The organism is Chryseobacterium sp. MIQD13, assembly GCF_050496705.1.
GTDB lineage: Bacteria > Bacteroidota > Bacteroidia > Flavobacteriales > Weeksellaceae > Chryseobacterium.
In genome coordinates, this window is record NZ_JBNWAF010000001.1 from 538,450 (window position 1) to 552,626 (window position 14,177).

Sequence of the window (14,177 nt, forward strand, 5' to 3'; positions counted from 1 at the left end):
ATTGGCTTTTTCCGGTAATAAAATGTAACAATAATAGTCTTTTGGCTTTTTCACAATATTATGAATAAAAAAACTACAATTTCTCAACAAGAGCTAAATATACTTAACTTTTTTAATTTCCCACTTTTCTTTAAAATTGGTATTTTTTTATAATTATTGCGAATATCTATAATCTAAATCGTTAATATTTAACATATTAGTATTAATATTAAATAATTATTTTTGTTCAAAGACCAATTCTTCCTTTCTAATTATTTATTTAATTTATAAAGTCTTATTGTATTTATATAAAAAAGCTCCAGCCTTACGGCTGGAGCTTGGTATATTATTTTCGCTTCTCTTTATTTAAGGAAGAAATTGTATCCGATATTAATGGCACCTACGTTCCAGTTTGCTTTATACCATCCGTAATCACGTCTGTTGCTGATTGTCTGGTATCCTAAGTAAAGCTCACCTTTAGACATCTGATATCCGAATTTAGGCTGAGCATAGAAACCACCATCTACTCCATCTTTTACAGAAATTCCGTATCCAAGATCTAATCCAACAAAGATAGGCGCTCCTGAAAATTTATATTTCCCGGAAACAGCTACAGGAATAAATCCGAAATCATCAAAATGATCTTTTCCAAAGAAATGAGAATATCCTGTTGTAACCCCAAGGTCAAGCCCTTTTGTAATGTTCCACATATAAGCAGCATCCACTCCTAATGTAAATGAAGATGCATCACTGGCATCACCTACCGGAACTCCGATGTGACCACCCAGTTTAAAACCTTCCTGCGCTTGTGCAGCACCGCCTAGCAGCGCAAAAGCACCTAGTAAAAATAATTTTTTCATTTTTTAAATAGTTTGATTGATATTGCAAAATTACTAATTATTTTTATTATTAACATAAAATTAACAAAAGACCTTAATCACAATAAAAAAGCGGACCAAATTCTGGCCCGCTCTATAACTAACTTGTAATTAATTTCTAAAGAATTAGTTTCCTCCGAATTTAAAACCAACACCTACCTGAAGGAAGCTGTTAGTCAGTTTTCCATCCCCGGAATCTTTTGCCAGGTTAGAAACTCCCATATTGTATCTGGCGTCAAAAAACAAACCATTTTCCAATGCGTACTCTGCACCTAAGAAAGGAGCAATATTCAAAGTATTCGTCTGATCTTTGATATCAACCTCGTCACCGATTGCCACATCAAGTCCTGGCAAACCAAGTCCTACATTAACATCATATTTTGTTTTTGCAGAAAGGATAAATCCGAAACTTGCCCCTGCAGAAACCGATAAACTTTCAGTAATGAAATATTTAGCAGAAACAGGAACCAATAATGTTCCGAAAGTGATCTTTGCTTTTGCTCCAACCATAGCTTCATCACTGCCTTCTTCTGCATCCAGTCTGCCTCCAAGCGGAGAATATAAAACTTCTCCCTGAAGCGCAAACTTATCGCTTAGTTTATGCTCTACCAAACCTCCTACATAGAAAGTATGTGAAGGATCAGAATTTTCAGAATTCCCTCCGTCTTTGAATTTTAAAGTTGAAAGTGAGTAACCAGCCTTAGCCCCGAATCTTGTTTCCTGAGCGCTCAGATTAGCGCTAACTACAGCTGCTGCTGCAATAAGTAAAATTTTTCTCATGGTTTTATTTTAGTATTCGGCCACAAAACTAAGTCTTTTTTTCAAATTACCAAATTTTGCAGGAAATAATTATCACAAAACTGTGATTGAGCACGCTGAGCCTCTGAAAATTTATTTTTTAGAAAAATTAATACTATACTTGCTAATCGACATTCATTAATTTAAGATATTATCTTAGTCTTTGAGCCTTTTATCTTCCTCGTTGTATGCTAAAATAATCTTTTTCACCACCGGATGTCTTACCACATCTTCTTCTGTAAGGTGTACAAAACCAATCTCTTTAACGTCTTTCAGAATTCTCATGGCTTCTTTTAGCCCCGATTGTTGTTTTGGCGGTAAATCTATCTGGCTGGGATCGCCGGTAATGATGAATTTTGCATTCATACCCATTCTTGTCAGGAACATTTTCATTTGAGCATGGGTAGTATTCTGAGCTTCATCCAGAATTACAAAAGCATCATCCAGTGTACGTCCTCTCATAAAAGCCAACGGAGCCACTTCAATGACCTTTTTCTCCATAAAACCTTCCAGCTTTTCATGAGGAATCATGTCTCTCAACGCATCGTAAAGAGGCTGTAAATACGGATCCAGCTTTTCTTTAAGATCTCCCGGCAAAAATCCAAGGCTCTCCCCTGCTTCTACGGCAGGTCTCGTCAGGACAATCCGTTTCACCTCCTTATCTCTCAAAGCTCTCGCTGCTAGCGCTACACTGGTATACGTTTTGCCGGTTCCTGCGGGTCCAATGGCAAAAACCATATCTTTTTTCTCGGTTTCTTTTACCAGCTTCTTAAGATTAGTGGTTTTAGCTTTAATAATTTTACCATTGACTCCTTTTACAATAATATCCTGGTCAAAAATCAACTGTTTTTCATTTTCGTCCTTGATATTCAGGACATTCTCAACGTCTTTTAAAGCAATAGAATTATTGGCAGAGATAAATTTTACAATATCATCCAGTTTTTGTTTAAGTATATCTAAGGCCTCCTGATTCCCCATCGCAAAGATAAAATGATCTCTTCCGGTGATCTTAAGGGTAGGAAAGCTTGATTTTAATAAATTGAAATATTGGTTATTAACGCCATAGAAGGTCTTTACATCGATATCTTCCAAATCATATGTTAATTCAAACATGCACTATTTTATTTTTATTCGATTTTAAAATTAAAGCTTTTTTTCAAATTTATGTCAATTCTTTCTACAATCTTTTGGGGCTTTGTTTTTATTTTAAATAACTTTGCAGTAAACACCATTTATTCTACCAACGATTCATGTCAATTATTACCCTTACTTCGGATTTCGGAAATTTAGATTACAGAGTTGCAGCTGTGAAAGGCAAAATTCTGTCTTTAAATTCTAAGGTTAATATCATTGATATCACTCATGACATTCAGGCTTTCAATCTGATACAGACCTCCTATATTGTACGGAATGCCTATAAATATTTTCCTAAAGGTACTATTCATATCCTTTCTGTAGACAGTTTTTACAACAGATCAAGGAAAAATATACTGTATAAAGCGGATGGTTCTTATTTTTTAGCTGCAGACAACGGACTTTTAAGCCTTATATTTTTTGATATAAAACCTGAAGCCATATACGAGATTACGTTGAATAACCGTTTTGATGATGTGGTCAATTTCACTTCCACAGATGTTTTTGTACCTGCAGCGGTACATTTAGCAAACGGCGGGCTTCCTGAAGTCATTGGGCGGAAAATAGACACATCCAAACAACTCCTGTTCCCGAAACCGGTCTTCAACGAATCTGAAAAAATGATCATTGGTGAGGTAACATATATTGATAATTTCGGAAATATAATATCAAATATCAGTAAAGACTTTTTCGAAAGCAGCGGTAAAGGAAACGAAGGTTTTACTATAAAATTCAGAAATTTAACACTTTCAAGGGTATATTCCAGCCATACTGAAGTGGTTTCTGACTGGGAAAGGGAAACGGAATTTCACGGACAGTCGGCAGCAATCTTCAATGACAGTCAGCTATTGGAGCTTACCATCTATAAAGGAAGTAAAAAAAACGGGGCCAAAAGCCTGTTTGGACTCAATGTAGGCGAGAATATCTATGTTGAATTTGTCTAAAATTATATATTTCATAAAAAAACCGATTTTTTTTATATATTTGTCAAAATCTAAAAATTAAAAATGGCAGAATACAAATTATTGCTTCCTTCCATGGGAGAAGGTGTTATGGAAGCGACAATTATCACTTGGTTATTCAATGAGGGTGATAATGTAAAAGAGGATGATTCCGTAGTTGAAATTGCAACAGATAAGGTAGATTCAGACGTTCCGACACCAGTTTCGGGGAAAATTGTAAAAATCCTGAAGCAGAAGGACGAAGTTGCTAAAGTGGGTGAAGCCATTGCTATTTTAGAAATTGAAGGAGAAGGCGGAAACACAGCTTCAGAAGAAGTAAAAACAGAAACTCCTGCAGCCGCTCCGGATACAGAAACTTTAAAAACTATTGAACAGCCATTACAGGTAGCTGCTTCAAACGCAGAATTTTCAGGAGACCTTTATCTGTCGCCACTTGTAAAATCAATCGCACAACAGGAAAACATTTCTGAATCTGAGCTTAAAACTATTAAAGGAAGTGGTTTAGAAGGAAGAATTACAAAAGAAGATATATTAGCATACGTTTCCAACAGAGGAAACCAACCTGTTCAGCAGGCAGCACCGGTACAAATGCCAACTCCTGCTACATCAACAGCTCCTGTAGCGACACCGGTTTCTACAGTTCAGACAGCAGCAGGTGATGAAATCATTCCAATGGACAGAATGAGAAAAATCATTGCTGAGAACATGGTAAAAGCTAAGCAAATTGCTCCACATGTTACTTCTTTTATTGAAACAGACGTTACCAACGTTGTAAAATGGAGAAACAAGCATAAGGATATTTTCGAAAAACGTGAAGGAGAAAAACTGACTTTCATGCCTATTTTCGTAAGAGCTGTAGTGAAAGCTATTCAGGATTTCCCGATGATTAATGTTTCTATCAATGGTGAAAACATCATTAAAAAGAAAAATATCAATATCGGTATGGCGACTGCTTTACCGGATGGAAACCTTATCGTTCCTGTAATTAAAAATGCTGACCAGTTATCACTTTCAGGTTTGGCAAAAGCAATCAACGATTTAGCTTACAGAGCAAGAAACAAAAAATTAAGACCTGAAGATACTCAGGGAGCAACATATACCATTTCTAACGTAGGAAGTTTTGGAAATCTTATGGGTACACCTATTATTCCTCAGCCTCAGGTAGCTATCCTTGCTATCGGAGCTATCGTTAAGAAACCTGCAGTTCTTGAAACCAAAGATGGTGATGTGATTGCTATCCGTCAGCTGATGTTCATGTCTCACTCTTATGACCACAGAGTGGTAGACGGATCTTTAGGCGGAATGATGCTGAAACATGTTCACGACTATCTTCAGAACTGGGATCTGAATACAGAAATATAAGAACAAAATAAACCAATAATCTAAATAAGTACATGAAAAACGCAACATTACTTGCTATAATTTCACTGGGAGTTATTATTCTGCTTGATCTTATTCAGGTTATTATGAGTTTTTTCGATTTTTTCCCGATGAACTTATTTAGATTATTTGGTATTTTAAATCTGATTGCTTTTATTGGTTTGTTACCATTCTTCGTGACTTTATATAATAAGCAGAAAGAATGAATCCTGAACTGAGAGAGCTTTTTGAAATAAAGCAGGAAGACAAAGAAAAAGATAAAAAGATCAGTAAAGTAACGGATCAAAATGTTAAAAGCCATATAACGACCCGTCTTGCTGTTTTTATTCTTGGAACCATCTGTTTTGTTATTGCAATCAATGAAGAAAAAGGCGGCTGGGAAGAAATTGCGTTCCTTATATTTATGGCAATTTTTCATGGATTATGGCTTCTTTTCATTATCATTGAAGCAGTGATTTTACAAAGGAAAAAAAAGTTTATCCTAAGGAATATTAATCTTGCTTTTATCCTTATCCTATTATTAACTTACTTTATCAGCGGTATTTTCCTTTTTGGATTTGCCTGATACCTATAAATACAATATAAAAAGCTTCCTTTTGGGAAGCTTTTTGTTTTTCTGCAATTAGTATCCGTTATATCTTTTTAAATTGGATTTTTAAATACCATCTAATTTTCATATTTTTCAGCTAAATAAAATTTCCTGGTTCACAAATGCTGAAAATTTTCTCCCTCATACGAAAAGGCCTTAAAAAGTCTTTTGACAACATACGCAACGAGCAGCTGAAAAATAATCTGCTTCAGGCCATTCCGTTCTGGATTGGTTCTGTAATCACAGGCTTTTTTGCGGTAATGTACGCCAAGATATTTGCATGGGGAGAAAACCTTCTGAATTTCATTATGAACTGGCATGCATGGATGATCTTCATTATTGCTCCTATCGGTTTTGTGCTCTCATGGTGGCTGGTAAAAGAATTTGCGCCCTATTCCAAAGGCAGTGGTATTCCTCAGGTTATGGCAGCCGTAGAACTGGCCAACCCGAAGGAACATACAAAAATCAGAAGTCTTTTAAGCCTTAAGATTATTGTCTTTAAAATTATTTCTTCTGTAGTTCTGGTAATCGGAGGCGGAGCTGTGGGACGGGAAGGTCCCACTATCCAGATTGCAGGTTCGGTTTTCAGGAAAGTAAATGAATATCTTCCACACTGGTGGCCGAAAATATCCAAGAAAAATATGATTATGACAGGGGCTGCGGCAGGACTTGCAGCAGCGTTCAATACGCCTTTGGGAGGAATTGTATTTGCTGTTGAAGAATTATCTAAAACACATATCAATTATTTCAAAACAGCCTTATTTACTGCTGTAATTATTGCCGGTTTAACGGCTCAGACTTTAGCAGGATCTTATTTATATTTAGGTTATCCGAAAACAAATGATGTTTCCCTTATGGTCATGTTTCCCATTATCCTTGTAGCCGGAGTTGCCGGAATCCTGGCCAGCCAGCTTTCTGTCACAATGCTGAAAATGAATGACTGGAAAAAAAGAAAACTTAAAACCGATAGAGCCAATGTTGTTTTTTTAGTAATCTGCGCATTATTTATTGCTTCTATAGCTTACTTTATCAACCGTGAAATTCTGGGTTCCGGGAAAGAAATCATGGAACGTGTTCTCTTTACCAAAGATAAGCACGAAGAATGGTATGTTCCGATCTTAAGAATGCTTGGTCCCGCCCTATCTTTTACATCAGGTGGTGCAGGAGGTATTTTTGCTCCTGCCCTCACCGCTGGCGCCAGTATAGGATCTGTAATTTCAGGAGCAATTCATTTGACAGCCAATGAAACCAATGTAGTCATTCTCGCAGGAATGGTAGCCTTTCTTACAGGAATTACAAGAGCGCCTTTTACGTCCGCTATTATTGTGCTGGAAATGACGGACAGACATTCATTGATTTTTCACCTGATGCTGGCCGGAATGGTCTCTTCCATAGCTTCTATTCTGGTAAGCAGACATTCTTTATATGATGTGATTAAAGTGAATTTTTTAGCGGAAATCAGAGGTAAAGATTAGTTATTACAGGTAATTACAATCTGAAAAACATACCCTTTTTTTAGTTTTTTAAAATTACCCACAATCAATTTTAATCTAAAAAGCTATCAGCCAGCAACTAATGGCTGTTAACTATTTTGCCGATAGTATTGCATATTACAAATATATTCTCTAATTTTGCACCTCGAAATAATTAACAAATTCATTTAACATTATGAACAATTACGAAACTGTTTTCATTTTAACTCCCGTTCTATCTGACGCTCAGGTAGAGGAAGCAGTGAAAAAATTTGAGGATCTTTTAAAAGAAAAGAACTGTGAAATCGTTGCTAAAGAAAACTGGGGATTAAAAAAACTAGCTTATCCGATCCAATTGAAAAAGAACGGATTCTACACTTTAATCGAGTTTAAAGGTGAAGGTACTGTAGTTGCTGATCTAGAATTGGCATTCAAGCGTGACGAGAGAGTAATCCGTTACCTGACTACAAAACTTGACAAGCATGCTGTTGAGTACGCTGTAACTAGAAGAGCAAAAGTAAAAGCGGCTAGAGCTTAATTATTAACCCTATTTTTTAAAAAAGACAAGACATGGCAATAGATGAAATGGCTAAACAAGCCTCAGCTGGAGGAGAATCAGAAGTAAAATTCCTTACTCCACTTGATATCAATACAAAATCTGAAAAGAAATATTGTAGATTCAAAAAATACGGAATTAAGCACGTTGACTATAAAGATGCTGATTTCTTATTACAGTTTGTAAACGAGCAAGGTAAAATCTTACCAAGAAGATACACTGGAACTTCTTTAAAATACCAAAGAAAAGTTTCTGCTGCTATCAAAAGAGCAAGACACCTTTCTTTACTACCTTACGTAGCTGACTTATTGAAATAAGACAAAAAATAAATAAAAGAAGAGGGCAACCTCTTCTTTTGTTGCTGAATAAATAATTAATTCTAACTTGATTTTGGATAAATGATTTCAGATACCAGACATAGTCTAAATTCTAATTTCTAACATCTAAATTCTAAAAAAAGGACAACAACAATGGATATCATCCTAAAAAAAGACGTAGAAAACTTAGGACTTGAGTTTGATACAGTAAGCGTAAAACCTGGTTATGCAAGAAACTTCCTAATCCCTCAAGGATTTGCTCTTTTAGCTACTCCTAAAAATAAAGCAGCTTTAGAGGCTACTTTAGAGGCTAGAAAAGAAGAAGAAGCTAAATTAATCGCTGCAGCTAACGGTGTAGTTGAGCAATTGAAGAAAACATCTATTACTATTCCTGCAAAAGTAGGTACTGGTGATAAATTATTCGGATCTATCAACAATGCTGATCTTGCTGAAGCTTTAGGAAAAGCTGGTGTTTCTGTAGAGAAAAAATACATCAAAATTCCTGGTAACACAATCAAGAGAACTGGTAAATTCACAGCTCTTATCAGACTTCACAGAAATGTTGAGTACAACTATGAATTCGACATCGTATCTGATGCTCCAGTAGTAGCTGCTGCTCCAACTGCTAAAAAAGAGGAAGTAAAATCTGAAGAAGAAGCTTAATTAAGCTGAGAATTTTCTCGAAATATAAAACCACTTCGTTTGAAGTGGTTTTTTTGTATTTTTAAATTCTATTTATTAATTGTTTTAAACTACCCCGTCTTTTTGCTTTGCAAAAATCCACCCCTTCAGAGAAGGGGAATCAGGGTCGAGATAAATTTGGGATAAGTTACACATCTTCTTCATCCAAAACCTGTAACTCGTAAAACCCAAACCCTCTCACTCTCAAACTCTCCAACACACAGCTTACTTATCCCCTTTCAGTTTCTGCTGATATTCCGTAGGCGGTACACCGATAACCTTCTTAAAGATATTACTGAAAGAAGACAAGCTGTTATACCCTACCATCATTGCTATTTCGTACATATTATACTTACCTTCCAGCATTAGTTCCAGAGAACGGGTAATTCTGAGAGCACGTAAAAAACGGACGTAATTCATGCCTAAAATCTCTTTAAACTTCCGGGAAAGGGTTCTGGTACTCATTCCGAATTCTTTCGCCGTAGATTCAATGGTAAGGGGCTTTTCCAGATTAGCATGAATATATCTTGCAATCTTCAGAAGGGTTTCATCCTTGGGAAACGGGTGCTGAACCGGGAAAGCCAGCTTTTTATCTCTTTTCTCAGGAAGAATTCCTTTTAAGGCTTTGAGAAAAAAATATTTAGCTCCATCATTTTTTGTGATTTTCCCATCCCAGTCTTTTGTGTACAAAATCATTTCTCTGAGCAGATGGCTCACCGAATAGATATTAATTTCATCAAAAAAGCCATTTTCATTTTCTTCTTTTTTGAAATAAAAATTGTAAAGATCAACTTTCGGGCTTGTGGAAAAAATATAATGAGGTGTTCCTGCCGGAATCCACATGAAGCATCTTGCAGGAAGATACCAGTGTTTAAGATCCGTAAAGACATGAACAATTCCTCCTTCTGCGTAAACTAATTGGGCAGAACTATGATGGTGGATATCTGTGGTAACATTTCCTGTGAGTACATTATAGACATAAAACTCTGCATCATCTTCCTCTACTGCTTTAAAATGACTATCATTCATTAGCTAAAGGTATGAAGAAAATTTCATTTTGGCGTAAATGAGCAAATCTTTTTCTGTTTTCACAAATCGGGTCCTGTATGAGGCATCGTAACTTTGCAGCATCAAAATCATTTTAGCAAAAAACCTTTAAGTAAATTATGAATATGATATTTAACGCATGTAAATATCAGTGCATGACGTTGTGCTTACTGCTGACAGGCAGTTTTTTACACTCACAAATGATCGATTACCAGCATCTCAGCCTTCAGCAGGCTATTGAGACCGGTTTAAAAAATAACAAAAACATACAGATAAGCCATTTAAAAAAGGAAATGTCCGCTACCCGGGAAAAAGATCTTGCAATGGAAAAACTTCCGGATATAGATTTTCATACAAGCTATAATCAGATAACCAATCTTTTCCAGCATCAAAACGGTTTCTTCAATAAAGCTACCAAATATGATGTCATTAACGGAATGTATGATTTTACCCTTTCAGCATCGATTCCGGTGTATATGGGTGGGAAAATCAGAAATACAGAGAAGAAAGCATCGATTGATACCGACATCTCTGCTTTGAGAACACATCAGGATGAAAGACAGCTAAAAATGGAGATTATTACGGCTTTTCTCCAGATCCATCATTTAAAAGAACAACAAAGTCTTATTGATGATAAAATAAAAGAGGATTCTGTGAATATCAAACAGGTGAAAGCTTTAAAAGCTAACGGAGTTGTGACAGTAAATGAAGTTTTGAGAACGTCTTTACAGCTTTCCAACCATACAATGAGCTGGACAGAACTGAACAATGATATTCAAATTGCAGAGCACAAGCTTAAAACCATCCTTTCTCTTCCGGAAAATCAGGAAATGCATGTGAATACGGAAGATCTGATCTCTGAAAAAACAACAATTCCTTATATAGATGAATTAACGGACACTGCTTTAAGCAAAAATGAATCTGTAGAAATGGCCCACAAAAACCTTTCGTTGAAAGAACTGGATCAGAAAATCACAAAAGCGAATTATTTACCTAAAATTACAGCAGGCGGCGAGTATTTCATCAAATACCCTAATATGATGTTCTTCCCTCCTGAACCTTATGCCTACCGTTTGGGAATGCTTGGTGTAAATCTTACCTATCCTATCGAAAATTTGTATAAAAATAAGTACAAAATGCAGGAAGCCCGGGAAAATATTGACCTTGCAAAACTTCAGATCGAGGAGAATGATGAGAAAATAAGACATACTGTCTATGAAGCCTATAAAAAATTTGAAGAAACAGATCAAAAGGTAAAGATTGCTGAAGAAGCCATCAGCCAGGCTAAAGAAAACTACCGTATCGTAAAGACAAAATATGCAAATAAACTAAGCCTGATCACTGAGCTTATTGATGCTGACAATGCTTTTCTGGAGGCTGAATCCAATCTTATCTCCATAAAAATTAACCGACAACTAAAATATTACCAACTCCAGTATACGATTGGAAACTTATAAAAACTATGGCAAATAAACAACTGACACAAAAGGAAAAAAGAATTAACAAAACCATTACATTTCTGGCGTGGATTCTAATTATAAGTGGAATTACAGGAATGGTAAGTTTTTACCTTTTCTCAAGGAAGAATGTCACTACGAACGATGCCCAGATTGAGCAATATATTACTCCGGTTTCCAGTAAAGTTTCAGGATTTATTAAAACTATACGGTTTGAGGAAAACCAGTTCGTTCATCAAGGAGATACACTGATTGTAATTGACAACAGGGAGTTTGTCAATCAGGTAAAAATGGCTGAAGCCGGCCTTCATGCCAATGCTGAAAACATCACGACCATTGAAAGCGGAGTGAACACAAAAGAAAGTGACTCAAAGATCATTGATGCAAAAATAGCTTCAGTCAAAATCGATATATGGAGAACGGAACAGGATTTTAACAGATACAGAAACCTGGTTTCTGAAGATGCTGCCACCGAACAGCAGTTTGAGAATGTGAAAGCTTCCTATGAGCAGGCCAAAGCCAATCTTCTAGCTTTAGAACAGCAAAAAAATGCAATAAAAGCAGGAGCCAATGAACAGCAGACTAAAGTAGCTCCGGTCAAAAGCCAGATTCAGCAGAGTTCCGCAAACCTGAACAACGCCAGACTTTTCCTTTCATATACTGTAATCACTGCTCCGTATGACGGCTGGGTGGGTAAAAAAACGATTCAGGAAGGGCAGCTGATTAAAGAAGGTCAGGCACTTGTACAAATCGTCAGTAAGGAAAAATGGATTATTGCCAATTATAAAGAAACCCAACTCGGACAGATTGATTCAAAACAGGAAGTCACGATTACTGCAGATGCTTATCCTGATATTGAATTTAAAGGAAAAGTAGTTTCCATATCACCCGCATCAGGTTCTCAGTTTTCTCTGATAAAACCTGACAATGCTACAGGAAATTTTGTCAAGATTGAGCAAAGGTTTCCGGTAAAAATTATTCTCGATCATAATCAAAATAATGAAAAGCTGCTTTCCGGGATGAACGTTCTGGTAAGCGCCAAGAAAATATAAAATAGTATGGAAGAGTTTGATAGCGTAAGGGTATGAGAGTTGGAAGATAATTTATGTAGAAGGAGCTTTCATATCTGTACATTTTCAAATGAATTCATTATTGGAATTACCGGATTAGATTTTTTAGCGGAAAGACAGAACTGCAGTGACAGGCTTTTGATTATTCATGAGCGTTTGTCGTTTTACCTTTTACTTTTACATTCTGCTCTTTTGTCTTTCCGCATTTTATCTATTCACACCAGCATATTAACATTTCACCGAATCTTCATATCATCATGCAACACAACACTGTTTATCATAAATGGGTACCACAATGGCTGAAAATTCCTCTTCTGGTACTTGCCTTGTTTCCCCACCTGATGCTGTTGTCGCTTTTGCATTCCAACAGCGCCTTCACCTCTTCTTTCATGGATGCAGACTCAGATGACATCCAGTATTTAATGATTTTGATGTATGGAACATTTGTAGTTACTCTTTTGGTTTTACAAAGATTTATGGCGTATTTCAGTGTGAAATACTATATTTTACTGATGTCCTCCATTTCTGTAATCATCCTATATGTTTTATCCGTCACCAATAATTACCAGGTTATTTTAGTCATACGCTTTCTTGAAGGTATTTTCGGGCTTCTTGAAGGGGCTATTTTCCTACCGCTGATTATTGCTGAATTAAAAACAAAACACGCTAAGGTAATAGCCTATCTTTTCATGTATTCCATTATGCTGACAGGAGGAACCATAACTACCTCATTACTGAAATCAAGCATTGAAAATTATGATTTCCAGCACATGATCTTAATGATGGTTTATTTTCATGTTTTTGTCCTGATTATTGGGATCGCATTGTTCAATACCAACAGATTTTTTCCTAAAATGCCTCTTTATCAACTGGATATTACAAGCTGGTTCCTGTTATGGGCCTGCCTTCAGTCCGGAGGATATGCTATTATTTATGGCAAAAGATTAATGTGGTTTGAGTCGGATACCATTATCATATGTCTTTTTATATTCCTTCTTTCCGGAGGTCTATTCATGCTTAAACAGAGAAATTCCAAAAGGCCGATCTTTCATTTTGAAGTTTTCAGCTCAAAGAATGTCATTGTCGGAATGGTTCTGTTTTTCATTTTTTACCTGATCCGTTCAGGTCTGAATAATGTATACAGCATTATGGCAACGGTCTGGAAATGGCCGTGGGACTATATTGTCAATATTCAATACTGGAATGTAGCAGGAACACTCATTGGCGTTATTTCATCCGGAATCTGCCTGATGCGGGGCATTTCTTCAAGAATTGTTTTCTTCACCGGATTTCTGTTGCTGGCAATAGATTGTGCATGGTTTACCTATACATTTTATCCGGACACTACCCTTTCCACAGTCTGCCCTCCTTTATTCCTGCAGGGAGTCGCACAGGGATTGCTGTTTACACCTCTCGTATTCTTTTTAATTTCCGGAATGCCGGATAAATATGTTGCCAACGCAACAGCTTTAGGAACCACAACCCGTTTCTGGACAACAGCAATAGGATATGCTTTAATGCAGAACCTGATGTTGTTTTTAACCTTAAAACATTCCGATACCTTAAGTTTTAACATGACAGATACCAATCCTGTTTTCTACAGCCAGTGGAACCAGCTTTTGGGAAATCACCTATCTAAACTGCCGGTGAATGAGTCTTTATCTATGACTGCCGGAGCTTTTAAAGCAAAAATAACCGCTCAATCGATCCTTCTCTCCAATATGGAAATTTTTACAGGGCTGTTCTGGCTGGCTTTGATGACAGCATTTGCTTTACTACTCTATCATCCTGTAAAAATTGCCGTGAGAAATATTATGTAATTTTTAGGCCGGAAATTTGCTGTAATTTATGAAATTG

The 14,177-nt window shown here is 36.3% G+C and carries 15 protein-coding genes; 11 read left to right on the forward strand and 4 right to left on the reverse strand.

The annotated features are described in order from the left end of the window. Window positions 1-341: 341 nt before the first annotated feature. The 3 genes from ACQWU4_RS02595 to ACQWU4_RS02605 form a co-directional block, all read right to left on the reverse strand. On the reverse strand, window positions 342-839 hold the full coding sequence (locus ACQWU4_RS02595) for a hypothetical protein (RefSeq protein ID WP_429934203.1): 498 nt from the start codon (window positions 837-839) through the stop codon (window positions 342-344). Window positions 840-983: 144 nt separating this feature from the next. Next, on the reverse strand, window positions 984-1,637 hold the full coding sequence (locus ACQWU4_RS02600; protein ID WP_429934204.1) for a porin family protein: 654 nt from the start codon (window positions 1,635-1,637) through the stop codon (window positions 984-986). Between the two features lie 174 nt (window positions 1,638-1,811). Continuing rightward, a complete protein-coding gene (locus ACQWU4_RS02605; RefSeq protein ID WP_429934205.1) occupies window positions 1,812-2,768 on the reverse strand; it encodes a PhoH family protein in 957 nt (318 codons plus the stop codon). A gap of 137 nt (window positions 2,769-2,905) precedes the next feature. Here ACQWU4_RS02605 and ACQWU4_RS02610 point away from each other — a divergent pair, with 137 nt between their 5' ends. From ACQWU4_RS02610 to rplI, 8 genes are all read left to right on the forward strand, one after another. Further along, window positions 2,906-3,733 carry an SAM hydrolase/SAM-dependent halogenase family protein gene (locus ACQWU4_RS02610; RefSeq protein WP_429934206.1) on the forward strand — a complete coding sequence of 276 codons (828 nt, stop codon included), beginning with the start codon at window positions 2,906-2,908 and terminating at the stop codon, window positions 3,731-3,733. A 63-nt stretch (window positions 3,734-3,796) separates the two neighbouring features. Further along, window positions 3,797-5,113, forward strand: a complete 1,317-nt coding sequence (locus tag ACQWU4_RS02615; RefSeq protein WP_429934207.1) for a dihydrolipoamide acetyltransferase family protein — start codon at window positions 3,797-3,799, stop codon at window positions 5,111-5,113. Window positions 5,114-5,145: 32 nt separating this feature from the next. Beyond that, on the forward strand, window positions 5,146-5,337 hold the full coding sequence (locus ACQWU4_RS02620; protein WP_429934208.1) for a hypothetical protein: 192 nt from the start codon (window positions 5,146-5,148) through the stop codon (window positions 5,335-5,337). Continuing rightward, entirely contained in the window at window positions 5,334-5,696 is a 363-nt protein-coding gene (locus ACQWU4_RS02625) for a hypothetical protein (RefSeq protein ID WP_429934209.1), read from the forward strand. Before ACQWU4_RS02620 ends, ACQWU4_RS02625 begins: the two co-directional genes overlap by 4 nt. A 146-nt stretch (window positions 5,697-5,842) precedes the next feature. After that, window positions 5,843-7,195: a chloride channel protein gene (locus tag ACQWU4_RS02630; RefSeq protein WP_429934210.1), complete on the forward strand. Its 1,353-nt coding sequence runs from the start codon at window positions 5,843-5,845 to the stop codon at window positions 7,193-7,195. Window positions 7,196-7,388: 193 nt separating this feature from the next. Then, window positions 7,389-7,730 carry a 30S ribosomal protein S6 gene (gene rpsF, locus ACQWU4_RS02635; RefSeq protein ID WP_429934211.1) on the forward strand — a complete coding sequence of 114 codons (342 nt, stop codon included), beginning with the start codon at window positions 7,389-7,391 and terminating at the stop codon, window positions 7,728-7,730. Window positions 7,731-7,762: 32 nt separating this feature from the next. Beyond that, on the forward strand, window positions 7,763-8,065 hold the full coding sequence (gene rpsR / locus ACQWU4_RS02640) for a 30S ribosomal protein S18 (RefSeq protein ID WP_034706728.1): 303 nt from the start codon (window positions 7,763-7,765) through the stop codon (window positions 8,063-8,065). 153 nt (window positions 8,066-8,218) lie between these two features. Further along, window positions 8,219-8,728, forward strand: coding sequence for a 50S ribosomal protein L9 (rplI, locus tag ACQWU4_RS02645; protein ID WP_429934212.1), 510 nt, complete (start codon window positions 8,219-8,221; stop codon window positions 8,726-8,728). A 243-nt stretch (window positions 8,729-8,971) separates the two neighbouring features. Here rplI and ACQWU4_RS02650 read toward each other — a convergent pair whose 3' ends face one another. After that, window positions 8,972-9,775 carry a helix-turn-helix domain-containing protein gene (locus tag ACQWU4_RS02650; protein WP_429934213.1) on the reverse strand — a complete coding sequence of 268 codons (804 nt, stop codon included), beginning with the start codon at window positions 9,773-9,775 and terminating at the stop codon, window positions 8,972-8,974. A 173-nt stretch (window positions 9,776-9,948) separates the two neighbouring features. Between ACQWU4_RS02650 and ACQWU4_RS02655 the strand changes: the two genes are divergently transcribed. The 3 genes from ACQWU4_RS02655 to ACQWU4_RS02665 all read left to right on the forward strand — a co-directional run bounded on the left by ACQWU4_RS02655 (window position 9,949) and on the right by ACQWU4_RS02665 (window position 14,140). Continuing rightward, entirely contained in the window at window positions 9,949-11,250 is a 1,302-nt protein-coding gene (locus tag ACQWU4_RS02655; protein ID WP_429934214.1) for a TolC family protein, read from the forward strand. Between the two features lie 5 nt (window positions 11,251-11,255). Continuing rightward, complete coding sequence (locus ACQWU4_RS02660; RefSeq protein ID WP_429934215.1) at window positions 11,256-12,302, forward strand: HlyD family secretion protein; 1,047 nt, start codon at window positions 11,256-11,258, stop codon at window positions 12,300-12,302. Window positions 12,303-12,577: 275 nt separating this feature from the next. Beyond that, window positions 12,578-14,140 (forward strand): hypothetical protein, encoded by a 1,563-nt coding sequence (locus tag ACQWU4_RS02665; RefSeq protein WP_429934216.1) that lies wholly within the window; start codon window positions 12,578-12,580, stop codon window positions 14,138-14,140. The last annotated feature ends 37 nt before the right edge of the window (window positions 14,141-14,177 follow it).